Origin of the sequence: Streptococcus sp. SR1 (assembly GCF_000526075.1) — a bacterium.
Lineage (GTDB): Bacteria > Bacillota > Bacilli > Lactobacillales > Streptococcaceae > Streptococcus > Streptococcus halitosis.
This window is the reverse complement of record NZ_JATR01000002.1, coordinates 1-25,456: the sequence shown is the minus strand read 5'-3', so window position 1 is coordinate 25,456 and position 25,456 is coordinate 1. Positions and strand designations below refer to the sequence as shown.

24 protein-coding genes and 2 pseudogenes are annotated in these 25,456 nt (G+C 45.0%); 2 read left to right on the top strand and 24 right to left on the bottom strand.

The features are described from left to right. Position 1 precedes the first annotated feature (1 nt). The 11 genes from HMPREF1518_RS00250 to HMPREF1518_RS00200 form a co-directional block, all read right to left on the bottom strand. Complete coding sequence (locus HMPREF1518_RS00250; RefSeq protein WP_197018549.1) at positions 2-256, bottom strand: type II toxin-antitoxin system Phd/YefM family antitoxin; 255 nt, start codon at positions 254-256, stop codon at positions 2-4. Positions 257-388: 132 nt separating this feature from the next. After that, positions 389-1,486, bottom strand: a complete 1,098-nt coding sequence (locus HMPREF1518_RS00245) for a nucleotidyltransferase (RefSeq protein ID WP_033583418.1) — start codon at positions 1,484-1,486, stop codon at positions 389-391. A 9-nt stretch (positions 1,487-1,495) separates the two neighbouring features. Next, a complete protein-coding gene (locus HMPREF1518_RS00240) occupies positions 1,496-2,236 on the bottom strand; it encodes a class I SAM-dependent DNA methyltransferase (protein ID WP_033583521.1) in 741 nt (246 codons plus the stop codon). Between the two features lie 451 nt (positions 2,237-2,687). Continuing rightward, positions 2,688-3,041, bottom strand: coding sequence for a ribosome silencing factor (gene rsfS / locus HMPREF1518_RS00235; RefSeq protein WP_033583417.1), 354 nt, complete (start codon positions 3,039-3,041; stop codon positions 2,688-2,690). Then, a complete protein-coding gene (gene yqeK / locus HMPREF1518_RS00230; RefSeq protein WP_033583416.1) occupies positions 3,042-3,635 on the bottom strand; it encodes a bis(5'-nucleosyl)-tetraphosphatase (symmetrical) YqeK in 594 nt (197 codons plus the stop codon). Beyond that, on the bottom strand, positions 3,635-4,264 hold the full coding sequence (locus HMPREF1518_RS00225; RefSeq protein ID WP_033583415.1) for a nicotinate-nucleotide adenylyltransferase: 630 nt from the start codon (positions 4,262-4,264) through the stop codon (positions 3,635-3,637). Before HMPREF1518_RS00225 ends, yqeK begins: the two co-directional genes overlap by 1 nt. Positions 4,265-4,315: 51 nt before the next feature. Then, complete coding sequence (gene yhbY, locus HMPREF1518_RS00220; protein WP_000060169.1) at positions 4,316-4,627, bottom strand: ribosome assembly RNA-binding protein YhbY; 312 nt, start codon at positions 4,625-4,627, stop codon at positions 4,316-4,318. Between the two features lie 213 nt (positions 4,628-4,840). Continuing rightward, a complete protein-coding gene (yqeH, locus tag HMPREF1518_RS00215; protein WP_033583414.1) occupies positions 4,841-5,947 on the bottom strand; it encodes a ribosome biogenesis GTPase YqeH in 1,107 nt (368 codons plus the stop codon). A 2-nt stretch (positions 5,948-5,949) separates the two neighbouring features. Further along, the gene (locus HMPREF1518_RS00210; protein ID WP_000963744.1) at positions 5,950-6,477 is read right to left on the bottom strand and encodes a YqeG family HAD IIIA-type phosphatase; all 528 of its coding nucleotides are present in this window, start codon (positions 6,475-6,477) and stop codon (positions 5,950-5,952) included. 13 nt (positions 6,478-6,490) lie between these two features. After that, positions 6,491-7,399, bottom strand: a complete 909-nt coding sequence (locus tag HMPREF1518_RS00205) for a magnesium transporter CorA family protein (RefSeq protein ID WP_000899718.1) — start codon at positions 7,397-7,399, stop codon at positions 6,491-6,493. A 57-nt stretch (positions 7,400-7,456) separates the two neighbouring features. Then, positions 7,457-8,017, bottom strand: a complete 561-nt coding sequence (locus HMPREF1518_RS00200; protein WP_007517840.1) for a mechanosensitive ion channel family protein — start codon at positions 8,015-8,017, stop codon at positions 7,457-7,459. Positions 8,018-8,167: 150 nt separating this feature from the next. Between HMPREF1518_RS00200 and sstT the strand changes: the two genes are divergently transcribed. Both sstT and HMPREF1518_RS00190 read left to right on the top strand, forming a co-directional pair. Beyond that, the gene (gene sstT, locus HMPREF1518_RS00195; protein ID WP_033583413.1) at positions 8,168-9,379 is read left to right on the top strand and encodes a serine/threonine transporter SstT; all 1,212 of its coding nucleotides are present in this window, start codon (positions 8,168-8,170) and stop codon (positions 9,377-9,379) included. Between the two features lie 50 nt (positions 9,380-9,429). Then, positions 9,430-10,382, top strand: a pseudogene (locus tag HMPREF1518_RS00190) (aromatic acid exporter family protein). Positions 10,383-10,638: 256 nt separating this feature from the next. On the opposite strand, the pseudogene HMPREF1518_RS10860 reads toward HMPREF1518_RS00190, so the two are convergent. The 13 genes and pseudogenes from HMPREF1518_RS10860 to HMPREF1518_RS10460 form a co-directional block, all read right to left on the bottom strand. Then, positions 10,639-10,722 (bottom strand): annotated as a pseudogene (locus HMPREF1518_RS10860) (TIGR01741 family protein); the annotation flags it as partial. A gap of 68 nt (positions 10,723-10,790) precedes the next feature. After that, the gene (asp5, locus tag HMPREF1518_RS00185; RefSeq protein WP_025169573.1) at positions 10,791-11,015 is read right to left on the bottom strand and encodes an accessory Sec system protein Asp5; all 225 of its coding nucleotides are present in this window, start codon (positions 11,013-11,015) and stop codon (positions 10,791-10,793) included. Between the two features lie 2 nt (positions 11,016-11,017). Next, positions 11,018-11,197 (bottom strand): accessory Sec system protein Asp4, encoded by a 180-nt coding sequence (asp4, locus tag HMPREF1518_RS00180; RefSeq protein ID WP_033583412.1) that lies wholly within the window; start codon positions 11,195-11,197, stop codon positions 11,018-11,020. Beyond that, positions 11,190-12,536 carry an accessory Sec system glycosylation chaperone GtfB gene (gtfB, locus tag HMPREF1518_RS00175; protein WP_033583410.1) on the bottom strand — a complete coding sequence of 449 codons (1,347 nt, stop codon included), beginning with the start codon at positions 12,534-12,536 and terminating at the stop codon, positions 11,190-11,192. Before gtfB ends, asp4 begins: the two co-directional genes overlap by 8 nt. Then, positions 12,520-14,040 (bottom strand): accessory Sec system glycosyltransferase GtfA, encoded by a 1,521-nt coding sequence (gtfA, locus tag HMPREF1518_RS00170; protein WP_033583407.1) that lies wholly within the window; start codon positions 14,038-14,040, stop codon positions 12,520-12,522. The genes gtfB and gtfA overlap by 17 nt, the downstream gene beginning before the upstream one ends. Before the next feature lie 12 nt (positions 14,041-14,052). Continuing rightward, positions 14,053-16,425, bottom strand: coding sequence for an accessory Sec system translocase SecA2 (gene secA2, locus HMPREF1518_RS00165; protein WP_033583405.1), 2,373 nt, complete (start codon positions 16,423-16,425; stop codon positions 14,053-14,055). Continuing rightward, entirely contained in the window at positions 16,418-16,858 is a 441-nt protein-coding gene (asp3, locus tag HMPREF1518_RS00160; RefSeq protein WP_033583400.1) for an accessory Sec system protein Asp3, read from the bottom strand. The genes secA2 and asp3 overlap by 8 nt, the downstream gene beginning before the upstream one ends. Then, positions 16,855-18,384 (bottom strand): accessory Sec system protein Asp2, encoded by a 1,530-nt coding sequence (asp2, locus tag HMPREF1518_RS00155; protein WP_033583399.1) that lies wholly within the window; start codon positions 18,382-18,384, stop codon positions 16,855-16,857. The genes asp3 and asp2 overlap by 4 nt, the downstream gene beginning before the upstream one ends. Further along, entirely contained in the window at positions 18,368-19,948 is a 1,581-nt protein-coding gene (gene asp1 / locus HMPREF1518_RS00150; protein WP_033583398.1) for an accessory Sec system protein Asp1, read from the bottom strand. Before asp1 ends, asp2 begins: the two co-directional genes overlap by 17 nt. Positions 19,949-19,957: 9 nt before the next feature. Continuing rightward, on the bottom strand, positions 19,958-21,175 hold the full coding sequence (gene secY2 / locus HMPREF1518_RS00145; RefSeq protein ID WP_033583397.1) for an accessory Sec system protein translocase subunit SecY2: 1,218 nt from the start codon (positions 21,173-21,175) through the stop codon (positions 19,958-19,960). A 72-nt stretch (positions 21,176-21,247) separates the two neighbouring features. Then, entirely contained in the window at positions 21,248-22,489 is a 1,242-nt protein-coding gene (locus tag HMPREF1518_RS00140; RefSeq protein WP_033583396.1) for a glycosyltransferase, read from the bottom strand. Positions 22,490-22,504: 15 nt separating this feature from the next. After that, positions 22,505-23,731, bottom strand: coding sequence for a glycosyltransferase (locus tag HMPREF1518_RS00135; protein WP_033583395.1), 1,227 nt, complete (start codon positions 23,729-23,731; stop codon positions 22,505-22,507). 219 nt (positions 23,732-23,950) lie between these two features. Continuing rightward, positions 23,951-25,456 (bottom strand): LPXTG cell wall anchor domain-containing protein (locus tag HMPREF1518_RS10460; protein ID WP_231458930.1); only part of this gene is annotated, 1,506 nt, incomplete at its 5' end.

The window sequence follows — 25,456 nt, the reverse complement described above, 5'->3', positions numbered from 1 at the left end:
CTCACTCCTCAATGACATGCAGCTGAGCACTTCCAGCACGGACTTGAGCCATTCCTCGCAAGATCTTGTCAGAAAGTTCCTTATTTTGAGCGATTCTCAAGGTTTCCTGAATACTGTCCCACTCGCTCTTTGAAAGGACTACAATATCCTCATCTGGGTTTTTATTGACCACCGTCAAAGGCTCAAATTCATCGTTTACCTTCTTCATGTAGTCCTTTAAATGATTTCGGAATGTTGAATAAAGAACTGCTTCCATAACCATACCTCGTTTTACCTCTTTTCCACTATTATACACAAAAAGAAAGAAATTGTCAGGAACTTGTACAAGATTTTTCTTTTCTATCTATTTATTCGAAAATCTTCTAAAAAAGCCTACCTTTCAGTAGACTTAGTTTGTTTCTATTATGATAGGCACTCTGCCGAAATTCTGCTCTGCGATACTTGGCTGTCCTAGTTGGTAGATCTGGTCTGCCTTTTGGGTCATGGTATCCCAAGGTTCTTTGCCAATTCGGCTGACTAGATGGACCTGCTCTTTCAGTGACTTGAGATGTTGTCTGCCTTTTTCAGTAAAGCCAAGGACATGGATGACTTCTGGCAAGTCGCTTTCTCTGGCCTGCACCAAAATATAAGTCAAGAGGCGTCTGACACGCGCCTTGGTATAACGCTTGGTCGCAACTGCCTCGACCAATTCGTCAACAGACTGAGCCGTTTTGATAGCTTCCTTGATGCGCACAGCCATTTCTTGATTGACCTGATAGATGGTCGTCAGGTCTGGATTTGACAAAATTTGATAGCAGAGCAAGGGAAAATAGTCGTCCCAACTCACCTTACGGGCCTGCTCAAAGAGGGCAACGGAAGGCATAAAGCGTTCTAAGAAATCTTGGTCTGATTGATGCTGACGGAGAGCTGTTGCCGAGGCAAAGTCCACATCCTTATCCACAGAATGGTAACCCGCTCCCTGACGCTGAATCGGCTGAAGCTTGATGTTGCGTCCTGCAACCGCCTTGGCATAGGCCAGAGCAAGGACATGATTGGGCGTATTGCCTGAAAAATCTAGATCTGCAAATTCCTGCCACATGGCTTGGGTTTTCTGGGGGTAGGAGAGTGAATCAGGCAGATTTTCCACAAAATTCTCCATCTCTCGACCGCACTCTGTGTATAAGTCAGCAATTTTCTGATAATCCAAAACTTCCTCTGTCCCAAAAGCTAGAGTATCAATACCCAAGCGAACCAAGATATCTACAGCTCCTTGACCAAAAAAATCTGCTGCCTGAACACTGACTAAAAAGGGCAATTCCACTACCAGGTCTGCTCCATTCTCCAGTGCCATTTGAGCCCGTGTCCACTTGTCCACGATAGCCGGCTCTCCTCGTTGCATGAAATTTCCAGACATGGCCACAATTTTCAACCCCTTCGTCTGCTCAAGCAGGTATTTGTGGCCATTATGAAAAGGATTGAACTCCGCGATAATACCTGTGATGGTCATGATGTTCTCCTACTTCTGCGCCACAAAAAACCAACGGGTAGTGGTTTCTGTTGGTTCCTTGTCCTCAAAATCCGCAAAGAGTTTGAAGGACTTGAAACCAGCCTGTTCCAACAAAATATCATAGGTCAAGACTTCGTATGTTCGCTCCTCATGCACTTCATCGTGGCGACTAAAGGAACCGTCAGCCTCCTTGATAAAGAAAGTCAACTCATGCACGATGGAGTGAGGGGCTTCGTCCTCATATGTGTCCCAAAGCATGGCAAAATCTTCCGCATTTTCATGGTAGGAATAGCCTGGAAAAACCTCATCTGTCTGGTAGGTTGAATGCACATCAAAGATAAATACACCATTATCATTGAGGGCATTATACACTTCCTTAAAGACGTCTCCTACCTCGACCTCATCCTGCATGTAACAGATCGAGTCCGAATAACAAGTGACAAAATCATATTTCCCTGCCTTGGACAAATCCAGCATATTGCCTTCAATAAAGTCAATCTTTTGCTTGGCTGAAGTCGCTCTCTTCTCAGCAATCTTCAGCATATCCGCGCTCAAGTCAAGTCCTGTCACATCAAAGCCAGCCTGAGAAAAGCGAACAGACTGGATACCTGTTCCACAAGCCAATTCCAAAAGCTTCTTTCTCTCCTTGGTCTTAGGCAAATGACGTAGCGAAAAATCCGTCCATTTATCGTATAAACTATCATCCATGACCGCATCATAGACCGCCGCAAAGGTTTCATAAGTAGCCATAATTAAGATACAAAGAGCGTTAAAAGCAAGGAGAAAATAGGAAACTTTCTGCTGTATCGTCAGATACAAAGGAAGTTTATCTTTTTCTCGCAGCTTTTAGCTCGTGTTCAGTTTCGAGATGAACAAAACACGACGCCCTTTACCTTTCTATCCATTTTTTCTAAAATAAGCAAATAAAACCCAGTTGACTGCAACTGAGTTCGATTAAAGACAAAGTCTTTTTAAGACTTTCCTTAGGTGATTTCGGACGTCTGCGACCTTCTTCGAAGTTCCAAGACTTAGTTTTGAGCCTAAGATCTCAAAACTCCCGAGTTCTTGAAACATTAATATTTCAAGAACTTTTATCACAACGGAAAGTCTCGGCAATCTCTCACTTCTTACTCAAAATAAGAATAATCTCAATACATTGTCGAATTTCAAAGTAATTTCCATCCGAAGTTCAAGTCATCTTCTACGCCAAAGCTTCAGATAAATCTACTGACTCTGCCTCATGCCATAGTTTTTCTAGGTTATAGTGGGCACGCATTTCTTCTGAGAAGATATGCACAACAACACCGCCGAGGTCTAGTAAAACCCAGCCTCCAGCTGCATCTCCTTCGACATGACTGCCTTTAAAGCCAGCTTCAGCTACTTTTTCACGGATATTATCTGCGATAGCGTCCAACTGACGGCTATTCATCGAGCTCGTGATGACAAAGTAGTCCGTCACGCTGGTCAAATCTTGTACGTCAAGTGCGAGGATATCCTCCGCACGTTTCTCATCAGCCGCTTTCACGACTAGTTCTAGTAATTCTTTTTCGTTCATTTAGTCCTCTTTCAAATAGTGCACAAAGGCGTTATAGGTTTCAAGGGTTTGGGGATAGATGGGAAATCCCTGATGAGCTAAATGCTCCACGGTACGAGCTGTTTCGTAGGCCACTGCCTTATTGAGCGATAGCTCCGCAATTTCACGCGCCACATCCACTCCTGGAAAGGCACGATTGTGCTCGATATAATCTGCGACGTAGATGACTTTATCTAGATCGGTCATCTGACCAGCTCCGACTGTATGGATTTCAATAGCTCGCAGGATTTCTGGATCATGCAAATCCAAATCTTCCTGAATCTTGTAGATGCCAACCATACCATGCCAGACATTATTGCCCCAGTTTTTGAGATCAGTGTCTAGCTGATGACGGTCAATCAAGTCTAGAAATTCCTGATCTGACAGCTTTTTAGCATAATCATGAAGAAGGCCTGCTAGACCAGCTTTCTCAGCATCGACTTCAAATCGCTGGGCAAGTTCTATGGCTGCACGCTCCACCCCCAAACAATGGGTTAAACGTTTTTCAGGCAGAAGCTCTGCCATTTTTTCCAACAAAGCCTCTCGGGAACAGTTGATATAGTCTTGGTATGCCATCAGTAAAGCCCCTCCTTCTCGATGTAGTCTAGCACTGGCTGAGGTAGGAGAAAGTTAGGTTTCCGACCTTGAGCAATGAAGTCACGCACCATGCTGGACGAGATGTCCATGAGAGGCACATCCACCCAGATAACTGGATAGGAAGTCCCTGCCTTGTAGCGTGGGCGCTGAACCCCCACAAACTGAACCATGTCGACTAGCTCATCAATTCGGTACCACTTAGGCAGATAGTCCACCATATCAGCCCCGATAATGAAGTAATAATCTGTGTCAGGATGTTGCTCGGTCAAAATCTTCATGGTGTCATAGGTGTAGGAAATGCCCTTGCGCTCTAACTCAATGGTTTCAATGGCGAGGCCTTCAATCCCCTCAATCGCCAACTCAAGCATCTTGAGGCGGTGGTGCTCGGGGATAGTTTCCTTTTTATCTACGTGAGGAGGTTGGTATTCAGGCATGAGCAAGACTTGATCCAGTCCCAACTGTTGCCGTACTTGGTCAGCAACGATCAGATGGGCATTGTGAACGGGATTAAAATTCCCTCCTAGAATCCCGGCTTGTTTGCGTTTTTTCTCCTTGATTTCTGGCTCCAACTCTACCTTGGTAAAGGGAGTCAATAATTCAATTGCCATAGGCTCGTCTTCCTTTAATTCTCTGTAAAAACAGTTGTTTGGAGTAGGTGTTTAGATTTCTTTAACTTTCTTGGAAATCTTGCGATTTTCTTTCTTGCTGGATTGTTTAAACAAGATCAAGATGCGTCCGATTTTTTGGACAGTATCTACACCGATTTCTTCTTCCAAGATTTCAGCTACTTCGTGGATGTTTTCATCTGTGTTTTGTAAGAGAGTAACCTTGATCAATTCACGGGCGTCAAGAGCTTGGCGAACGCTGGTTTTGATTTGGTCGTTAAGTCCATTTTTACCGATTTGGATGATGGGTTTGAGGGTGTGTGCCTGGCTGTTGAGGAAGGCACGTTGTTTTGATGTTAATGACATAATTTCTTTAAAAGAGTTTCTTTTTATACTTTTCTGAAGTGGTGACGGACGTCAGCAAAGTCCTTCGGACTTTCATGACTAAAATTTGAGCCTAAAGTCTCAAATTTTCCTCAGTTGGTACAATCACTTGTACCAACTGACACCACGGCGAAAAGTATTCGTTATAGGCTCGCGGGACTCGCCCGAATTCAGATAACCCTTTCCTTTCTGTGTTTAAATGATTGCTTTTCGTGTGACGACGGCGACGCCTTCTGGTGCCCAGACAGCGACTTTGGCGGTACCTGTTACGCGGATCCAGCCTAGGCCTGAAATGACTAGGTCTGTCTTGTCCTTGATGGTAAAGACATGCTGGACTAGTTTTGGGAAATCTTCTTTTTCCTTGCTATTTGGTGGTGTTAGAAGGGTTCCGACGTGCTTGTCATAGAAAGCACTAGCGCCTTCTAGCTTGGTACGGTGGAGTTTGAGTTCATTGTCAAAGAAAGCTGTGAATCCTTGCTTTTCTCCTGATATGAAGTCAAAGCGTCCAAGACCACCTAAAAACAGGGTTTGTTCAGGATTGAGTTGATAGGTTTTTGGCTTGATTTCCTTTTTAGGGCTGACATACTTGAGGTTTTTAGCCGTCAAGTAGTGGGCCATCTGGTGTCGGTGGATAATCCCCGGTGTATCGTAGATATAAGATCCATCATCAAGTGGAATCTCAATCTTGTCCAAGGTTGTCCCTGGAAAGCGTGAAGTCGTGATGACATTCTGATCACCCGTTATTTCTTGAATAATGGCATTGATTAGAGTTGATTTTCCAACGTTGGTTACCCCAACTACGTAGACATCACGGCCCTTACGGTAGTGTTCAATCTTGTCAATGACTTCTTTAATAGCATGCTTGTTTTGGGCTGAAGTTAAAACCACATCAACTGGACGAAGTCCTTCTTCGTGGGCACGTTCCATGAGCCACTGGCTAATCTTGCCCGGTTTAACTGACTTGGGCAGGATATCTTTTTTATTTCCGACCAAGAGGACATCATTGCCCGATACAAAGCGCGGTAAGCCTGGGATGACAGAGCCATTAAAGTCAAAAATATCTATGACATTGACCACTAAGGCATCACTGTCTCCCACCTCGTGCAAGAGTTTGAGAAAATCATCGTCCGTCAACTGGACATCTGTGATTTCATTGTAGTGGCGGAGACGGAAACAGCGTTGGCAATAAACTTCTCCAGTCTCCAAACCTTTTTCAAGTGCCGACTGGGGAGTGAAACCAAGACCAGCCTTGTCTGTCGTCTGAATGGTTGCTCCACAACCAATACAGAGAATTTCTTCCATAGTTAAATTCCTTTTTTATATGTAATCGGTCCGTATTTTTCAGTGATTTTTCGCATAACACGGCGCTCGCGAGCTCGGTTAATCTGCGTTTTGATCGAGTCATGTTGGACCAAGGGTTTGACTAAGATCGAGCGAATACCCGCACGATGGGCTGCGCGAATATCTGTCATGAGCTGGTCGCCGACCATGACCACTTCATTTTTTTCATAGTGAAATTCCTTCATGGCACGGTCGATCCCAAATGTGAAAGGCTTCAAGGCCCAATAAACGTAATCAATCCCAAATTTCTCAACTGCGCGTTGAACTCGTTTTTTGGTATTATTTGAGACCACGATGATGCGAATGCCCGCGTCACGGAGATCATGTAGCCATTGCTTCATCTCTGGTGTCCCATCAGGGTTGTTCCAAGCAATGAGGGTATTGTCCAAGTCGACCAAAACAGCCTTGATTCCCTGCGCCTGCAGGCTTGGGACTGTCAGATCATAAACTGCTTCCACAGCAAAATCTGGCATATAGTTTTCAATCGCCATTCTGGCTCCTTTTTTAATTTCTAGCAATTTTCTTTAAACATTGAGCTAAGACTGCCCATAAAATGAGACTAGCTATCAAAATATAAATCCAAGCATTTGGTTCATCTGTAAACGGTAAGGGAACATTCATTCCGAAGAATCCTGTAATAACCGCAAGGATAGCTAGCAAGACTGAGATAATTGTCAAAGTTGTCAAATTATCATTTAGATTATTATTTAGGATGTTGTTGTAAGAGGCTGAGAGTTGTTGCAAAACTTGAGATATCAAATCTGTCATTGAAACCAACTGATGGGCTTCAATCATAGCATCGTCAAACTGCTCTCTTTCTACCTCATTAAGATTACGATAAAGAGCATGCCCTTGGATGTGTTCCAAGAGGAGACGATTTTGTTTAGCAGCTGCTGTCAGGTAAACCATACCAGTTTCCAAGTCAGAGAGGGCGAAAAGATTTTTTTTAGTTGTTTTTTGACGAAGAAGTGCACTGATTTCATCCTTACTTTTATCCATCTCTTCAATCACTGGATAGTAAGCATTGCTAATAATCTCTAAACTGGCAAAAAGAAATTTGTAGATTGAAATAATTTCATGGCTTTCAAGGTAGGTTGCCATGCGTTTAATCACATAAGTATTCTTGTGATTGCTGATAGTAATCAGCCGTTGTTTTTCAACGATAAAGGTCATCGGAATCGCTTCATAATATTCTTTGTCTTTTTCTAAATCAAGAACATTATAAATAAAGGTTACCGTCTCCGTTTCACGGTTATAATCCATGTGGGCTCGTTCATTTCTATCCAGAGCATACTCGATGGTTTCCTTGTCCAATCCATAGATGTCAGAAAGATCTTCCATATTTTTAATCTTATCCACATCAAGGTCTATCCAAGTACGATCGTGACCTAGTTTTTTCTCTACAAATAGCATACTCTCTCCTTTACCAAACTCCTTCTATTGTACCACAAATCTGCTAAAATAGTCGGACTATTCAGTACGGGATAAATTACTAACAACGGTAATATTGCGGTTAGGAACAAAGTGAAGAGCTTGATCATCACCTCGCAGTTGTGTTGTACGGATCCCTACGCTAACGACCTTTCCAGAAACGGTAATCGGTCCATTTGTCAGAACCACTTCATCACCCACATCAAGCTGGCGTTCAAAAAGGATGAAAAAGCCATTGATGACATCGGATAGAAAGCCTTGCGCCCCCATACCAATAGCCACCCCAGCAATCCCCGCACCAGCAAGGAGGCTAGAAACCGGCAAACCTAAAATAGACAGGATGCAGTAGATCAAAAAGAAATAAAGAATGTAGTTAAAGACATTCTCCAGCAAACGCGAGATGGTCTTTTGTCTTCCTGCATCTCGATTTGAAAATTTAAGCGAGGGCTTGACAATCTTTCGTACAGTCGCATGAAGCATCTTTTTAGCTATATAAAATAGTAAAAACAAAATCAAAAGAGAAATCACCTTGGTCAAGAGATTCTCTAACATGGTTGTTAAATCAAGTTTATCAAAATAGCGTTGAAAAAAATCTTGCATATAAAACTCCTTTTTCCTATTATACCATAAAATCGTCCTTCTCTTTTCTTTCATAATTATTCAATTATCATCTCCGTTTTCAAAATATCACTTGCCTCTATAGCATATTTATACTATAATTATAAACAATACATTTTGAAGGAGACTGATATGAAACGAATCATTAGAGCCTGGACCAAGGCAAGCCTCATCAAACGAATCCTTATTGGAATGATTTTTGGAGCGACATTGGGGATGCTCTTTCCAAACCTTACAGGAATCGGTCTGCTTGGAGATCTCTTTGTAGGCGGACTGAAGGCCATCGCTCCTATTCTAGTTTTTGCCCTTGTTGCCAATGACCTTTCTCAACACCAAAAGGGACAAAACACCAATATGAAGACAGTTATTTTCCTATACTTGCTTGGAACCTTTGCTGCTGCATTGGTAGCCGTTCTAGCTAGTTTCTTACTGCCTGTGCAAATCACCCTGACCAGTGCAAATACAGAAGTTGCTGCTCCTGACGGTATCGGTCAAGTCCTCAGCAACCTCTTGCTCAAACTGGTGGATAATCCCTTGAATACTATTGTTGAAGCCAACTATATCGGGATTCTCTCTTGGGCAGTCGTCTTTGGTCTGGCTATGAGAGAGGCAAGTAAACACAGTAAAGAATTACTGAAAACCATGGCAGATGTCACCTCTAAAATTGTCGAATGGATTATCAACCTAGCTTCCTTTGGGATTTTAGGCTTGGTGTTCAAGACCATCTCTGATAAGGGTATTGCCAGTCTGGCTAACTATGGTGTCCTCCTAGGACTTTTGATTACTACCATGGCCTTTGTTGCTCTCATCATCAACCCACTCATCGCCTTTCTCTTTATGAGGAAAAATCCCTATCCCCTTGTTTTGAAATGCCTACGTATCAGTGGTATTACAGCCTTTTTCACTCGTAGCTCTGCCGCCAATATCCCTGTCAATATGAAACTCTGCCAAGATTTGGGACTGAATCTTGACACCTACTCTGTCTCCATCCCGCTTGGTTCGACCATCAACATGGCTGGCGCTGCTGTTACCATAAATGTCCTGACCCTGGCTGCCGTCAACACACTCGGAATCTCGGTAGACTTTGGGACAGCATTTGTGCTCAGTGTAGTGGCTGCCATTTCTGCCTGCGGGGCCTCTGGAATCGCTGGGGGATCCCTTCTCCTCATTCCTGTGGCTTGTAGCCTCTTTGGGATTTCCAACGACTTGGCTATGCAGGTTGTCGGAGTCGGATTTGTGATTGGGGTCGTTCAAGACTCCTGTGAAACAGCCCTGAACTCTTCAACAGATGTCCTCTTTACAGCGGTTGCCGAGTATGCTACAAACCGAAAACTTCGCCCCTAGTCTCTGACTCCTCGTTAAACACTTGACTCTATTAGTTTAGGAAATTTTTCATGTCCCTCACTCAACGCACGACAAAACTGATCTTAGCGACCTGTCTCGCTTGTTTTCTCGCTTATTTTTTAAATTTATCATCAGCAGTTTCAGCTGGAATTATCGCTCTCTTAAGCCTTTCCGACACGCGCAGAAGCACGCTGAAATTAGCACGTAACGCCTCTTTTCCATGCTTCTAGCGCTCGCTATCGGTGTTCTAGCCTTTCAGCTGACAGGCTTTCACATCTGGAGCCTGGGCCTCTATCTGGCTCTCTATGTTCCTTTAGCCTATAAAATGGGTTGGGAAATCGGCATCACCCCTAGCAGTGTCTTGGTCGGTCATCTCTTGGTACAGGAGTCTACTTCCCCAGATCTCTTGCTTAATGAAGTACTCCTCTTTCTCATCGGGACAAGCTTTGCCCTATTGGTCAACCTTTACATGCCCTCTCGTGAGAAAGCCATCCAAAGCTACCACCTTCAGGTCGAAGAAAAATTAAAAGACATCCTGCTTCGCTTTAAATACTATCTGTCAAGAGGAGACGGGCGCAATCAAGCCCAACTCGTTGACCAATTAGATAAGCTCCTCGATGAAGCTTTCAAACTGGTTTATTTGGATCACTCGGACCACCTCTTTCACCAGACGGACTACCACATCCACTACTTTGAGATGAGACAGCGACAAAGTCGTATCCTGCGAAATATGGCCCAGCAGATCAATACCTGTCATCTGGCCGCCAGTGAGAGTTTGATCTTGGCCCAGCTCTTTTCAAAGATTGCTGCCCAGCTAAGCCAGACCAATCCTGCTCATGATCTACTTGATGACATCGAACGCTATCTGCAAGTCTTTCGCAATCGGAGTCTCCCGAAAACACGTGAGGAGTTTGAAACCCGTGCTACCCTCCTGCAACTACTACGCGAAGCCGAAACCTTTATCCAGGTCAAGGTTGATTTTTACCAGAAATATGGAAACTAAAACGCAAAGAACCTCAGAGAATTCCTCTGAGGTTCTTGTGTTTTGTATTTGGAGGGAAATTATTTGACCATTCCCCTTAGAATCATCAAGACAGGGATATTTTCTGTAGAACCTGAATCCCTATCACGACTAGCCATATTTTAAAATTCACAGAATATCTCAACAGTCTGATTGACTTTCATAACAATCCAAGCTAGAAGACTTTATATTGTCCACCCGCATATCCGCAAGGAATGTAGCCTGCTTGGTATAAGGGATACAAATCATCCCACTCAACTGGAATCATATCGTTGACTTGATGTACGATTTCGATAATTTTCTCATTAATCTGGTTTTCCATATGTTCCTCCGGTTTAGATGTATTTTCCCCGTCTCTAGTATCCTCTATCTGTGAATGGTACCGCGTTCTTACTGATAGGTCACCATCATAAAAACGAGGAGCAAGACAAACAAGGCTAGGCTAATCAAGAGGGTCACCATTTTTACCAAGCGGTTATTCTGCCAGTAGCCTGGTTTTCCGATATTGCTGGTCGCATCCATGGAAAAGAGTTGGCTTTGGCGAGGTTGGATGAGAACCAGGACAATTAAGGCGACGGCTAGGATTATTCCTATAAGCATCAAAACTTCCATCATTTTCACCTCAAGATTCCTAATAATGTAAAGATCAGGGTAAGAAGGATGAGCATGCCGAGTAAAATGGAGAAAGTTTTACTGATCTTTTCTCCTCGGGTAGGCTTTTCTTTCTTAAGCGCTCCTTGCTTTAACTCTTCCATGCGTCCTTCGACATCCTTGTAAAATAAATCTTTTTTAGTCATGCCCATCCCCTATTATCCTTTCCATCCTCTCTTGGTAAGTAGCCAAGTCCACATAGTTGGCATGGCGGCCTTGATGTCCAAGGGATTGGCCCATCTTGTCAAGACTGCTGAGAGCTTCTTGAATCTTCGCAATCATGTCTCCAACAGCCTGGACATCAAAGAGGTGTTCTGGAGCTGTGTAAGGTCTGTTATGAGCTGTTTGGTCAAAGGCTAGGATGAGCATATTGTGCTCGAAGGCTTGACGGACAGCATCCAAAAGCTCGTTTCCGTAATTGATGTCTAGATAGAGATCCGACAGCTGGTAGAGTTCTCGAATCTTTTGCGGACTAGCGTTTTGATAGAGAACGACATTGGGATAAGAAAGCAAGGTCAGCAACTTGGACGACATCTCAGTCACTGCCGCGATTCGGAAGGTCACCATTGGCAAGGACTCAATCAGGGTTTCGATATGCTCGATCTGATCTGAGTTGGTAACAATCAAGGCATCTGCTCGAACGAAGTTTTCTCTTTTGAACTGATAATGATAACCTAGATGGGCAAACTTGTCATGATAGGCTGGATTGGCCAAGGCCAAGGCCTGTTCATAGGTAGCCTTGTCTGGTATGAGGATCTGCTTAGCTCTCAGCCCCTCTTGCTCCAGTAGCAACTGCATATTTCCAGGAAGACAATCATCTAGCGGTTCTTGCCAGACTAAAATATCCCGTCCAGTCTTATCTGGATAATGGTATGAGACCAAGAAAGAGGTGGCTAGAGTATTAAAGAGAAGGTGGCGAGTGTCGATTCCCAAGTCTTGCAAAAAGAAAATCGTGAATTCTACTCGATTTTTAAAATGGCGCAGGGCTTGTCCGGGCAAGGTTAGGAGGATATCGCCTGTCACATGGTTTTCTAGGACAATTTCCTGTCCCTTTGCATCCTGGTACTTTGTTAGGATAGCCTGCCCATCTGCACTATAGGTGGTCTTGGCAAAGCAGGCTCCGTATCGGTTATAGTGGTCTGCTTGGTAGATGCGACCGGATAGGTCCTTCCAGTCGACTTGCTTTACCAAACGGGCCTGAGGAGCCTCCACATAGTGAATCACGCCCCTCTCCCGAGAATCCTCTAAGATATGCGCCGACTGGTTATTTCCCGCAATCTCCCAAAACTCAGGTACGGCTACTTGATTGAAATAAAGAGCTTTTCCCGACTCGTAACCTAGATAGTAGGTAAAGGGAGAAAGAATCCCATCTGGGAGAAAGCCATCTGGCTCGATCACAACCGTGACATGAGACAGACCAGCAGTTTCTAGACTTTCGTGCAAATCTCGACTTTCCTGGCCATATCGATCAAATAGTTGAATCATGCAGGACCTCCTCTATCGTTTTCTCCCACTTGTCCCTTACCTTATCTGTTAAAAATCCTCTAGCTAGCTCATAAGATGCTGTCCGCATAGCTGGCAAATGATTTTCCTGATAGAGCTGGCAGATCTTTTCTGCAAAGGCCCTTTTAATCGCCGTTTCAACATGGTCATCCGAACTTAGAATCAAGTAGCCATTTTGACCGTCCTGGATAAAGGTCTGGTTTCCATAAGGCACATCAAAACCAATCAGGGGCAAGCCTGAACCAACTGCCTCCATCAAGGTCAGACCAAAGCCTTCACTGGTTGAGGCTGTCAGATAGACCTCATACTGGGGATAGATCTGAGCCAGGTCTGCATGCCCCTTGAGCTGGATATAGTTCTCCGCTTGGTGAGCCGTGATGATTTCCCTTAAAAGGGACTCCTCACCTCCACTGCCATAAATGTCAAAGGTGAGCTCAGGGAGGACTTGATGCGCTTGGATAACCGCCTTGACGAGCCAGTCGATGTGTTTTTCCTTGGCCAAACGCGAAGCGGTAATGAGAGAAAAGGGCTTTCGTTCCCTAGCAGGCTTCGTCAACTGATCAATGCTCCCAACTGGAATCGTGACGATTCGTGGACGATGCTGACTGTACTGGGCAAATTGACCTTCGAGAATCTCCTTCTGCCGATCCGTGGAAACGATAAAGCAATCGACCTTGTCCGCATTTGTAAATTGATACTCATAGTAGTTATTCCAAAGGAGATAGTCTTCGTTGCTAGCATTTTCACTATAGTGCTCTGCGTGAACGACAACTGCTAGATGGGCCTTTTGTGCTTCTTCAAAAACAGCCTGACCAATCCCTGTTTCCCTGTCCAAGATGACCAAATCAGACTTGCTCAAGTTCAAACTTTGCATAAAATAGCGCATAAGGGCTGGCTTTCCGTACAGAATCCGGTCCTTAAATCTATAGACCTCTTCCTGACCTTCAGTCAGCAAGATATCGTAAGCGGTGCTGCCGTCTTCATTGAAAAAGCTTCGTTGATAGAATCTAGCCACTTGGTCTTTAGGCGCGAAATATTCTGTACAGTAGCGTGTGTAGGAGAAATAATCCTTGCGAATCAAGTTCCCCCCAAACACATACTCTGCATGTTGTACTAGATTCTTAGCCGAGTCTACCAAGTAGCAGGTCACAAACTTGTCCTCGTCTGAAAAGTAGACGCGCAAGACCTTGCCATCCTGCTCCCTATGACTCTCTAGGCCACCAAAAGAGGCCAAGACCTCATCAACTGTAACACTGGTCGGTGCTAGCTTGATATCTGTAAAATGATTGTAAAGCCAGATTACCTGATCATCCGCAAAGCCGATATTGGCCGTTAAGTGCTGGATATTGTCTGCTAAAATCAAGTCGGTAAAGATAAACTTAGATGCTAGGTCTAAACTTCTAAAAATCCCTGCTCGGTAGGCCTGGGCATACTCGACACCACTGCTCGCCCAACCTATTCCTAGATTTATATTGTAAATTGTCATATGATCCTCTTTTTATGGAAAATGGGTGAGAATCTCACCTTTGGGCGTTACTTCCACAATCCCCATGAGAAGATTGCGTACCATATCTGTACGGATTTGTTGCTTCATGATTTCAAAGCCTGCATAGGCCTCCTGATAGTACTCCACGATAGGGTTCTTTTGAGAAGCAGACTGACTTCCGATTGCTAGACTGAGCTGTTGGAGATAGTCGACTTGCTCAACCCAGTTGTCATCAATCGCCTTGAGCATGGATATTCTCAGAAAGGAGTCATAGAGCTGGTGAGGTTGGAGGACTTCTTTTTTAGCTGCGATTTCCTTGGCTATTATTTTCTCTAGTAACTCCCGAATCTGATCTGCATCAGCTAAATCCAGATCAGCCGGTAATTCTCTCATCCCAAAGCTAATATTTGTTACGATGAAGTGAAAGAGCTCTTGGGGACTGCTATAGGTTTTTTCTGAGATTTGTTTGGTATAGTCTGCCAGTATGTCCTCAAGGATATGCTCTAAATCACGGCTTCCATCCAGCAAACGATCTCTTTCTTTGTAGACCATCTGACGCTGGATATTGACGCTTTCCGCATACTCTAAGGTTTGTCTGCGTGCAGAGCGACTGGCACTATCACTAGCCTCTTGGGCTTTTCTGACGAGATTGCGGTACTTGCGAGCCTTGAGTAGAATAGGTTTGCTGATATCTTCCACTTGGTAGTCTTGATACAGGTCGTGAACCCAAGACGGTCCGAACTTTTTGATCACATCATCTTCAAGCGACACGAAAAATTGAGACATGCCTGGATCGCCCTGGCGGCCGGAACGACCTCTGATTTGCAGGTCAATCCGTCGGCTCTCCATTCGCTCGGTACCGATCACAATCAAACCGCCCAATTCTGCGACTCCTGGACCGAGTTTGATATCTGTCCCGCGACCTGCCATAGAAGTCGCAACGGTCACTGCCCCCATCTGTCCAGACTCTGCGATGATCTGGGCTTCACGCGCCGCATGATTGGCATTGAGGACATTGTGGGAAATCCCCTCTCGCAAGAGCAAGGACGAGTAAAGTTGGGACATTTCAACAGATCCGACAAAGATCAGGAGTGGATTGCCTTTGGCGTGGTAGGTCTTGATAGCTTCGAGAGAGGCATACACTTTCTCAGGGAGGGTCACATAGAGATTGTCCGGATAGTCCATTCGCCTAAGTGGGCGATTGGTCGGGATGCGAATGACGGCCATGTTGTAGGTTTCGAAAAATTCTTTTTCTGCTACCTTTCCCGTTCCTGTCATACCTGAGATTTTGCGAAACATTTTAAAGAGACTCTGGTAGGTGATTGAAGCCATGGCTCTGGTCTCAGGAGAGAGCTTCACATGTTCCTTGGCTTCGATGGCTTGGTGGAGACCGCCTTGAAGTTTGGTCATTTCCATCAGGCGACCTGTTCCCTTGTCTAACAAGACCATCTCTTGCCCTCGAACCAGGTAATCCTTGTCCTTGGTAAAGAGCGTATGAGCTCTGAGCGCATAGACTAGATGTCGAACATAACTGGAGTACTCTTCCTTATAAAGATGATCGATTCCTAGGAATCCTTCAACCGTCTGGGCCCCCTTTCGGATCAACCAAACCTGCTCTTTTTCTTCCTTGTAGATGTAGTCTTCTCCTTCAACCAAGGTCGTCACTAGGGTATCAATCATCCCATAATAGTTAGACTGGACACGGGGAGAGCCTGCGATAATCAAGGGAGTTTGGGCACTATCGAGTAGAATGTCATCGATTTCATCAATGATGACATAGTTAAAGGGAGGCAGGAACTTTCCTTCACTAGTGGAGGAAAGATTGTCATTGAGATAGTCAAATCCCAGTACACTATTGGTCGTGTAGACGATGTCCGAGGTGTAGATCTTTCTTTTCTCTTCGGCAGTCAAGTCCTCTTTTGGATCCTCTGAAAAGGGCAGACCGACAGTTAGACCTAAAAATTGGTAGACCGGACCCATTTCACTTGCATCCCGTCTAGCCAGATAGTCATTGGTCGTGACCAGCATGCTGCCTTTTCCCGTTAGGGCATTGAGGTAGAGGGGCATGGTTGCAGTCAAGGTCTTGCCTTCACCCGTATTCATCTCAGCCACATTTCCTTGGTGGATCACAATGGCTCCCATGACTTGCACATCATAGGGAAAGAGACCCAAGACCCTTTTATCGGCCTCACGGACAAGGGCATAGGCTTCTACCAATAGCTCATCCACGGTTTCTCCCTGGGCAAGGCGCTGGCGAAACTCTTCTGTCTTTGCAGCCATTTCCTCATCACTGAGGGCAGCCATCTCTTCTTTGAGGTCGTTGATTTGGCTTAAAAGTTTCTTGACCTTTCTCAGTTGTCTTTCTTGATACAAACGATTAAACACCAGCATCCTCCTCAATAGAAAACGAAACAAAGTCAAGATCCTCAAAACCTGCGCTAATCAAGGAAAGGCGGTAGGTGTAGGCCGCTTCAGGATAGGTGAAGCTAAAAGAAAATTGTCTTTCAATCTTCTCCTCGATGATTTCCTCATAACGGTTTAAAAAAGTCAGTTTGAGATAGAGGCCATTGGCCGGTTGAACCTGCATCTTCATAGATAGACGGTAGGTGTGATTTTTCTTAAGAAGAGGGAGGCTAGGCTGACTTCTAGTAGCCTGGTAGTTGACACTGGAAAACCAGGTTTTAAGGGTTTCACCTGAAGCCAGCAAAGGATTTTTCAGTGTAACATGACCATCTGCATGATAGGTGATCTGGCTACCGTAAAGATAAGTGGCTCCCATCTCGCCCCACCTAATATCCTCTCTCTTGATGATAATCATGTCTCACCTCTTCCGTATTCTTCTAGTATCATCTTGTAAAAATGAATAAACCAGGCAACGTTTGTCCCTGTGTCATCATTGTGTCGACCTGCTGTCCCTTTCGACAAGATCTTGGCACCTGTCTGGCAAAGAGTCTCCACTAGTTGGTCATAGGCAGCACTATCCATATCCTCGTCCTTCATGTAAGAAAGACCGAAGGTCGTCTGGGAAAAATCAGCTTTTTCAAATCGAGTCCAAAAACGTTGATCCAAGTCCTTCATGTCTTTCTGGCTCACTCCTCCTGTCTGAAGGTGCAAGACATCAAAGCTAGTTGGAAAGACTCCTGGCGCCTCTAGGCGCCCCCTCTGTGCAATGGTTCCTAGATTGGTCAAGGGTTTTCCGACTACGATTCCCTTGGGTTCAAAGTAGGAACCATAATAGAGGGCTGGGAAGGTTCCCATTGACAGGCCAGATAGGATCAAGTCACTTCTATCCAAGCCTAGGTAGTCTAGATAGTGTTGAATCGTTGCTTGTATGCTGTCTTCTAACTCCTCAGTTCCTAGGTAAAAGGCTCCTCCTTCTAATCGAGGGTCCGAAAAGAGGAGAAAGGGGCATCTGAGATTCTTCATCATCCAGTAACCCTCAAAACCTTCTGCGGGACGGTAACCTGAGAAATAAACTGCTAGAGGTGGCTTGAAATCCCCTGGGTGAAAGAAATAGTTGATTTCCTCACGTTTTTTGTCATGCAGGATATTGCCTCCGATAACAAATTTCCCAAACTGTTTCCGGCTCCAGCGTTGGTGGAGATTGCCGATGTTGACCTTTCCCTGACCACGCGCTTCAAGAGAAACGCTCAGATAAGCATCATAGTCTTGCTCCACTATGATTGCTGAGGCAAAGTCTGCTTCCTCAAGGAGAATGTCCTGTCTAATCTCTGAAATGGATCCTGCTGGGATCTTTCGCAAACGCAGGCGCAATTCCACGGGTCCAGTTTTTTCATATTCTAGCCAGAGTTCGATTGGCGAATGGGCTTGGACGGTCTGATTGTAGGCCCAAGAGACTATCTGGGTATAGGTCTTGCCAAAGTCTCCTTCCAGCTCCAGATACTCAAATCCTTGATAGGAGACAGATCCTTGGAATCTCGGGTGAATTCGTATCGTAGCTGGACTCAGCTTGTCTCCATAACCACCTTCAAAGAGGGAGGTGGAGAGGTCTCGAACAAAGCCCTGTTGGTCTGACAGGTCCATCGCTTGCATGCAGTGCTGTTTGATGAGGTTTTGAAGACTTTCATCCTGACTTGCAAACTGTTCTGGATAGAAAACCGTATAGGGTTCCAAGCTAGATGCAAAAGGCAACAAATCTACTAGGTAAGCCCCATCCGTGAGAATGACAGCATGAAAGTGATCTAGGTCATTCTCATCCATGATTTTCTGGATGGCAGACGGTGTGTTGGGAGGAACATGATACCAGTCTAGTTGGGCTGGTAGGGCAAGTGCATCTCGCCAATCCTCTGGACCGATTTGCAAGATTTTATACTTCTTTTCCATGAGTCACCTCCTCCAACCACTTCTCTAGTTTGATTAGGAATTGCTCCCCAGTGTGTTCCTTTATCTTTTCAATGGAATGGATTAAAGCATCATTCCACACCTGCAGACTATCGAGATAGTAATGGGCCGCTTGAGCAAAATCAGCTATATTTTCCAACAGATAGCCATTCTTCTGATGGCTGACATACTCTGTTTTGACCCTGTTGATTTGAGGGATACCAGCACTAATCCCCGCTATCTGAGTATAGAGAAGAGGCTGACAGTTCAAATCGACAATCAAACGAACAAATTCCAGCTGCTTGATTAACTCCGATTCATCCTTCATATTGACAAATGAATAGCGCATGGCCTGGTGGCGATTGTCCTCAAGCGGATTTTCAGCTCCTTGGTAATCAACTTCCTTCTCTAGCTCCTGACTTTGAAACTGGTCTGCAATCATCTCTGCAACTCGTGTTTCCAGCTGCTTCATTTCTTCTTGATTAGCAGCAAAGGCTCCAAAAACCAGCTCCGTATCCTTGTTTTCAGAAAGGAAATGCAAGACCTGATAGAGCGCTTGGTCCTCTATCCCCTGCTCAAAGTCCAGTTGATAGTAGAGGAGCGACTCCTTCCGAGTCTGACTCTTTCCCAGCTCCAAGCGGGTATCAAAAGGTGATAAATGACGAAATTTCGTTGCTTGATTTGGAAAGGCAGACTGAGCCAAGTGCAAGGTGTCCTCTCTGTCGACCAGAACAAGGTCCACCTTATCCAGCAGACTTGCCAGTTGGGGTAATTGCTCTTGAGGATTTCGTCCGATAAAAAGGCTGAGAACCTTGGTGCTTTGACGAGGCAATCGTTCTAAAAGGAAGGTATTATGCTGGTCACAAGCAGGCAGAAAATAGGTCGCTTCTTCCTCAGGGAGTTGAGCTATTTTCTTCTCAAAAAACTCAGCAATCAATTCTCCCATATCTTGGTAAGACTCTTTTTGGAAGCGAAAAGCAAAGATAGGATTGACCACGATACGGCCCCCATCTTGCAAGTGCTCTCTAAACTGCCACAGTCCCTTGGGATTGAGGTAGTCTTGGTAGAGAGCCTGACCCTCTTCGTAGTAAATCACACTAGAAACCAGCCCCCGATCATCCATCAGGTAGTTGGCAGACAAAAGCCCATCTTCCTTGAAATACTGAATCGTACTGATAAAACCTTCTATCCCATGCTCTACCTGGGCATAGGGCTTGCCATCCTTCAGCACCAGAATAGTAAAGGGACTGTAAACAAAGTCGCAATCCTCATCCCACTCAATATCTCTGAGCTGCAAGACCTGCGGTCGAATCTCATGAAAATCCTGCAATTCATCAAATAAGGAATAAACCTGTGCTTCTAAAATGCCTTGGCGATGGAGAAAATAGCGCAGATGAGGCTGATAGGACATGAGGAGGACCTGTGCAGGAATCCCTTGGCGTTGCATCAGACGAATCTGATTGAAGGTGTCATCAAATTCTAGCTTAAAATGAGAAAAATACCAAGGTGTCAAATCGGCATGCCAGGGACGCTCCTTGCCATACCAAGCTGGGATAAAGTAATACATCAAAACCTCCTAGAATAGTGGCTGATACCTTTCATTTAGTCTGAGCGCCTGCAATTCATCATGAATCGTAAAAATCATACCACTCAAAATTAAAAAGAGTCCAGGAATCATGCTGACTTTTAACAGACTCTCATCCTTCAAGACAAACAAGATCGGAAGTCCAGCCAAGGTAACGTTAAAGACTGCACCTATCAGAGCAAATCGTAGAACCAAGCGGTTGATAAAGCGACTAGTATCCTCACCGGGATAGACTCCGTAGATGTAATCTCCTGATTGCTTCATCCGATCTGCGATCTGTTGACCACTCACATTAACAAAGGCAAAGGCAATGCTAAAGACAAAGAGGATAAGGATATAAGCATAGATCCACAAGGGTTTCCCCATCGCATACTGCTCCAGTATGGCAGGGTAGAGAGGATTACCCTTATCCAGATGTTGAAGCAAGAGCAAGAGATAAGAAGGCAAGCCCATGAGACTCATCACATACATATAAGGCATGCCACCTGCAGGATTGAGCATGATTTCCAGATAGGAATAGCGTTTAAAGCGAGAATGAAGCCCGATTTTATTGATAGGGATGCGGTATCGCGCTCGGTAAAAGAGAACGACTAGATAGGTAAAGAGGACACCAAGCACTACCAATAGGAAAAGCAGCCAAGGAGAGATCTTATGAACTTGGACCGATTGGAGGATGTCCTGAGGGAGTGAAGCCACCATACTTGCCAATAAAATGACGACAGGGCCTCCAACTCCGATAGACGCATTGATGTCCGACAGCCAAACTAAGAAGAAGGTCCCCGCAACCAAAAGGCTGGTATTGAGGAGAAAGACCAAGAAGGGATTGTAGGGAGCTTGGACAGGGAGGTTTGTAGTCAAGGCCAAGGCCTGAATCAAGGCAATCCCTAACGTCAAGTACATTTTCCGTCTATCCTGAACTTCCGAAGAAACCGAGTTTAAGCCCAGCTTCTTTGAAAAGGAAAACATCTGCCACAAGATCATAGCTGACATCCAAGGTGAAAGCCCGATGGAAAAGAGAGAGAGACTGCGAAGATTTCCACCAGTCAGAGCTACTGAAAAGTCCAGATAGGCTACGCTTCCCCCGAGAAAATCCCGACTATTGAGATCAACAAAAGGAAGAGCCAGACGACTCCCGAGCACATAAATAAAGAGCAAAAACAGGGTGTGCATCCCTTTTTTTACTGCTATCGATGAACGAAATTCTTTCACTGGCTCCTCCTTTTCTTTTTATCTTTCTGTCCTGTCACACGGGGCCAATCCAGCCTTTTTATCTTAGCACATTCAAATCTCTATCTCAGTTTTCGTGAGTTTTTCGTCCAGATAAGCTGTCAGAGCTGCTACCATTTCTTCTGGCCTTTCTGCTGAGAAAATACCTGCATAGGCACTTTCAGGTAGTTCCCGCGACTGGGTATTGTCAAAAGTCAAGATTGGTTTCTCAAAGCGTGAAATATAGTCATAAACAACACTCAGCTTGTCATCGTGGTTAATATCGAGGTAGACATCTGTCTGCTGGATCAGTTTCTCGACCAAGAGGGGGAAGGTGTTGGGATAGAGGGTCACATTTTCAAAACGTGACAAGAGCATGAGTTCCGGTGCCATCGTCGTATAGGCTGCAATGTAGAAATGCACATCTGGCAAGGCTTGAACCAGATAGTCGATTTTCTCAAGATTCCAGGAATTGGTCAAATTAACACAAGTCATAACTGGCTGATAGACTGTGACTGGGTAGTCAATTCCGGCCTGACGCCATTTTTCAGTAATGGCAGACCACTCCATCAGATGATAGAGCCACCAAACCTCACGCAAACGCCCGACCGAATGAGTATTCCAAGGTTTGTCCTGAGAGAGGAAATGCAAGATGGCTGGCAGGGGCTCTAGGGGAATCTGGAAGATGAACTCATGCCCATGTGAGGCAGCCCCACTGTCAAAACCAATCTGGAAATTATAGTTCTGATCCAGAGGAGCATAGCTGTCATGAAAGAGCATATTGAGTATGGACTGGTCTCCTTCACTCACATTTTGGTGTTCCCGCTCCGTCAACTCAACTAACTCTTGTCTCACAGCTTCTGCCCGCCATTTTTTGTTATTGATCAAGAGTACACCTGCATTAAAGCCAACCCCAACTCCAAAACAAGATGGTGCTGCAGCCAGGTAGTTTTCTCCTAAGTCCATTTCAAAGAGAGCCGTCAGATCAGCCGTTACTACCAAATCACTGTCCAAGTAAAGTACCTTGTCCTCTTCGACAAAATCAGGGATAAAGTAACGGGCAAAGGTCATGTGATTGATATGGGGCAATTTGTTGCTCCAGTTCATCTGAAACTGGGCGCCAAGCATCTTGACATCCACCAACTCACCGCCCATCTGCTCTACTATCGGTCTGAGAGCACGGAACCACTCCTGGGGAATATCCTGATTAAAGATATAGACCTTGACATGGCTATTATGATAGCAGAGAGACTTGAGCGCTGTTTCAATCTGGCGGATATAGGCATAATCTCCTGCGAGAACAATTGTTTTTTTCATTTAGTTTCCTTCAGTTTACAACGACTGCTTCTGTGATTCCAAAAGCGTACGGATAGACTCGATCATTTGACCTACGGCTGCTGGTGAGTAGACATGACTGTAGCCACTCGAGTCATGACTAGTGGTCTCAAAAGCAAATATAGGGATTTCTCTTTGCTGTACCTCTTGGATAATGTTTGCAATTTCATCCTCATGATTGATGTCCAAGTAAAAGTCAATCTTTTCCAAGACCTTTTTGACATTCATGGGATTAAAGTAAGGATAGAGGCGTACATTCAGATGTGATTGTAAGTTCATGATTTCCGGCGCAAAATTGGTATGAGCTAGGATAGAGAACTCTACATCGGGCAATTCTTGGATCAGGTGTTCGATTTGCTCTATGTGACACGTATTGGTAAAAATAGCGGTCGCATACTGGGGAGCTTGAACTAAAGATGCCAATCCTTTATGGAAATCACATTTTTTCATGACAATATCAGACCACTCTAGTCCGTAGTAAAACCACCAGTCCTCCCTGAAACGGTTGAGGTTGATTTGATACCAAGGCTTGTCCCCGGTATAATGGATAATCTGGGCTGTCTTCTCAGTAGCAAGAGAATCCGTATACCAAGAATCCATCTGGTAATTTCGAGCCACTGTATCCATACCAACCATAAAATTATAGGTAGCTAGCAGCGATTTCCAACGACTTTCAAAGAGGTGATTTAACACGCCCTGATCACCAAAAACTTGGTCATGCAGTTGGTCTGTCAGGCTCAACAAGTGCTCCGTCACCTTTTCTTGACGCCAGAGAGCCACATTAATCAGTAAGACACCTGCATTAAAAGTGCTAGGAACTAAGGCATCTGCGACAGCAGCTACTGGCCAGTCCGCCATATCTTCTAAAAAGAGTTGATCCAGGTTTGATCTAACGATGATATCCGAATCCAAGTACAAGGCTAGGTCTTCGCTGACATACTGAGGAATAAAATAACGAAAGAAAGTTGCATAACTTAAGTGAGCTAGTGGTAAACTATACTCTTTCAAACCTTGATGACTAATCTTGACATTGACGATTTTTGAGGCTAGAGGCTCTAGACGTCTCTCCATGAGCTGAAACCATTCAGATGGCAAATCATCATTGAAAACATAAAAAGTCACTGCTCGGTTATGGGCGCAGATTGACTTGATTGTTGTCTCAATCTTGTCCATATAAGCATTATCACCACCGAGTACAATGGCTTTTTGAAGCTCTTTTTTCATTTCGTCCCCTTTTCTCTTCACATTCTTTTGGCTACTTTTCTACTACTATAGTTCTGATTTTTTCGATGATTATCTCACCTTCCTATTATACCTTTTCCCCTAGTTTATTTCAAACTCAAAAGAGGATTTTCCCCTTCTCACATATAGAAAAAACCTTTGAAAAATCAAGTTTTCAAAGGTTTTCCATTTTACTATTTATTCATTGATTTTTATATCTTATCAATGACTTTCTTGATCGTCATTCTGATCCTTCTTGGCAAGAAGACCGATACCTGTCACAGCTGCCAATGCTCCCAACAAAGCAGATGCTACCGAAGTCGACGCTCCTGTATTTGGCAAGACTTGTTTCGGCTTGCTTGAAGCGGATTGACCTTGGCTTGCAATGTTTGCCATTGAGAGAGAGGTGCTTGCTGAAGTAGATACCAGAGCACTTGCTGACGCAGATCTACTAATAGAATCTGAAGTCGAGAGACTAGCGCTAATCGACGTAGACTCGCTCACTGACACACTTGCTGAAACCGAAGTACTTGCTAGAGTCGATTCACTGGCTAACATGCTAGCTGAGAGTGATGCGCTCGTTGAAGTAGATTCGCTCAATGAAGTACTTGTTGAGATCGAAGCACTTTCCAACGCCAACTCGTCCGCTAGCATACTTGCAGAAGTTGAAGTACTTGTTGAAGAGGATTCGCTTGTGCTCACTGACACAGATTGACTCGAACTTACTGAGGCTGATTGGCTCGAGCTTACTGATGCAGATTCACTCGCGCTCGCTGAGGCTGACTCACTTGCGCTGGCTGAAGCGGATTCGCTTGCGCTGACTGAGGCTGATTGGCTTGAGCTTACAGACGCCGATTGGCTAGCACTAACCGATACAGATTGGCTTGAGCTTACTGAGGCCGATTCGCTTGAACTTACTGAAGCTGACTGGCTCGCGCTCAATGACGCTGACTGACTCGCGCTCGCTGAGGCTGACTCACTTGCACTCGCTGAAGCTGACTGACTTGAGCTAACTGATGCCGATTCGCTGGAGCTTACTGAGGCTGATTGACTGGCACTCAATGAAGCGGATTCGCTGGAGCTTGCAGACGCTGACTGACTCGAACTTGCCGATGCAGATTGGCTCGAACTTGCTGAAGCAGATTCACTTGAGCTGACTGATGCCGATTCGCTTGCGCTCACTGAAGCAGATTGGCTGGCACTAGCTGAGGCGGATTCGCTGGAGCTTACGGACGCTGACTGACTTGCACTTACTGAAGCGGACTCACTTGCGCTCACTGACGCTGACTGACTAGCACTTACTGATACTGACTCACTTGCGCTCACTGATGCGGATTGACTGGCACTAGCTGAAGCAGATTGGCTTGAGCTCACCGATACAGATTGGCTCGCACTCGCTGAGGCCGATTGACTGGCACTTACTGATGCTGATTGACTTGTACTTACCGATGCTGACTGACTAGCGCTGGCTGAGGCTGACTGACTCGAACTTACCGATGCAGACTGGCTCGCACTTGCTGATGCTGACTCACTTGCGCTTACTGAGGCTGACTGACTCGAGCTGGCTGACGCAGATTCACTTGCGCTCACTGAAGCGGATTGGCTCGCGCTTGCTGAGGCAGATTCGCTTGAGCTGACTGAGGCTGACTGGCTAGCGCTGGCTGACGCTGACTGACTTGCGCTCACTGATGCTGATTGACTTGACTTACTGAAGCTGATTGCTGCAGC

Excerpts from the sequence above, each read along its gene's own strand:
- HMPREF1518_RS00250 (WP_197018549.1), bottom strand. The coding sequence starts at position 256 with ATGGAAGCAGTTCTTTATTCAACATTCCGAAATCATTTAAAGGACTAC.
- HMPREF1518_RS00245 (WP_033583418.1), bottom strand. The coding sequence starts at position 1,486 with ATGACCATCACAGGTATTATCGCGGAGTTCAATCCTTTTCATAATGGC.
- HMPREF1518_RS00240 (WP_033583521.1), bottom strand. The coding sequence starts at position 2,236 with ATGGCTACTTATGAAACCTTTGCGGCGGTCTATGATGCGGTCATGGAT.
- rsfS (WP_033583417.1), bottom strand. The coding sequence starts at position 3,041 with ATGAACGAAAAAGAATTACTAGAACTAGTCGTGAAAGCGGCTGATGAG.
- yqeK (WP_033583416.1), bottom strand. The coding sequence starts at position 3,635 with ATGGCATACCAAGACTATATCAACTGTTCCCGAGAGGCTTTGTTGGAA.
- HMPREF1518_RS00225 (WP_033583415.1), bottom strand. The coding sequence starts at position 4,264 with ATGGCAATTGAATTATTGACTCCCTTTACCAAGGTAGAGTTGGAGCCA.
- yhbY (WP_000060169.1), bottom strand. The coding sequence starts at position 4,627 with ATGTCATTAACATCAAAACAACGTGCCTTCCTCAACAGCCAGGCACAC.
- yqeH (WP_033583414.1), bottom strand. The coding sequence starts at position 5,947 with ATGGAAGAAATTCTCTGTATTGGTTGTGGAGCAACCATTCAGACGACA.
- HMPREF1518_RS00210 (WP_000963744.1), bottom strand. The coding sequence starts at position 6,477 with ATGGCGATTGAAAACTATATGCCAGATTTTGCTGTGGAAGCAGTTTAT.
- HMPREF1518_RS00205 (WP_000899718.1), bottom strand. The coding sequence starts at position 7,399 with ATGCTATTTGTAGAGAAAAAACTAGGTCACGATCGTACTTGGATAGAC.
- HMPREF1518_RS00200 (WP_007517840.1), bottom strand. The coding sequence starts at position 8,017 with ATGCAAGATTTTTTTCAACGCTATTTTGATAAACTTGATTTAACAACC.
- sstT (WP_033583413.1), top strand. The coding sequence starts at position 8,168 with ATGAAACGAATCATTAGAGCCTGGACCAAGGCAAGCCTCATCAAACGA.
- asp5 (WP_025169573.1), bottom strand. The coding sequence starts at position 11,015 with ATGATGGAAGTTTTGATGCTTATAGGAATAATCCTAGCCGTCGCCTTA.
- asp4 (WP_033583412.1), bottom strand. The coding sequence starts at position 11,197 with ATGACTAAAAAAGATTTATTTTACAAGGATGTCGAAGGACGCATGGAA.
- gtfB (WP_033583410.1), bottom strand. The coding sequence starts at position 12,536 with ATGATTCAACTATTTGATCGATATGGCCAGGAAAGTCGAGATTTGCAC.
- gtfA (WP_033583407.1), bottom strand. The coding sequence starts at position 14,040 with ATGACAATTTACAATATAAATCTAGGAATAGGTTGGGCGAGCAGTGGT.
- asp3 (WP_033583400.1), bottom strand. The coding sequence starts at position 16,858 with ATGATTATCATCAAGAGAGAGGATATTAGGTGGGGCGAGATGGGAGCC.
- asp2 (WP_033583399.1), bottom strand. The coding sequence starts at position 18,384 with ATGGAAAAGAAGTATAAAATCTTGCAAATCGGTCCAGAGGATTGGCGA.
- asp1 (WP_033583398.1), bottom strand. The coding sequence starts at position 19,948 with ATGTATTACTTTATCCCAGCTTGGTATGGCAAGGAGCGTCCCTGGCAT.
- HMPREF1518_RS00140 (WP_033583396.1), bottom strand. The coding sequence starts at position 22,489 with ATGAAAAAAACAATTGTTCTCGCAGGAGATTATGCCTATATCCGCCAG.
- HMPREF1518_RS00135 (WP_033583395.1), bottom strand. The coding sequence starts at position 23,731 with ATGAAAAAAGAGCTTCAAAAAGCCATTGTACTCGGTGGTGATAATGCT.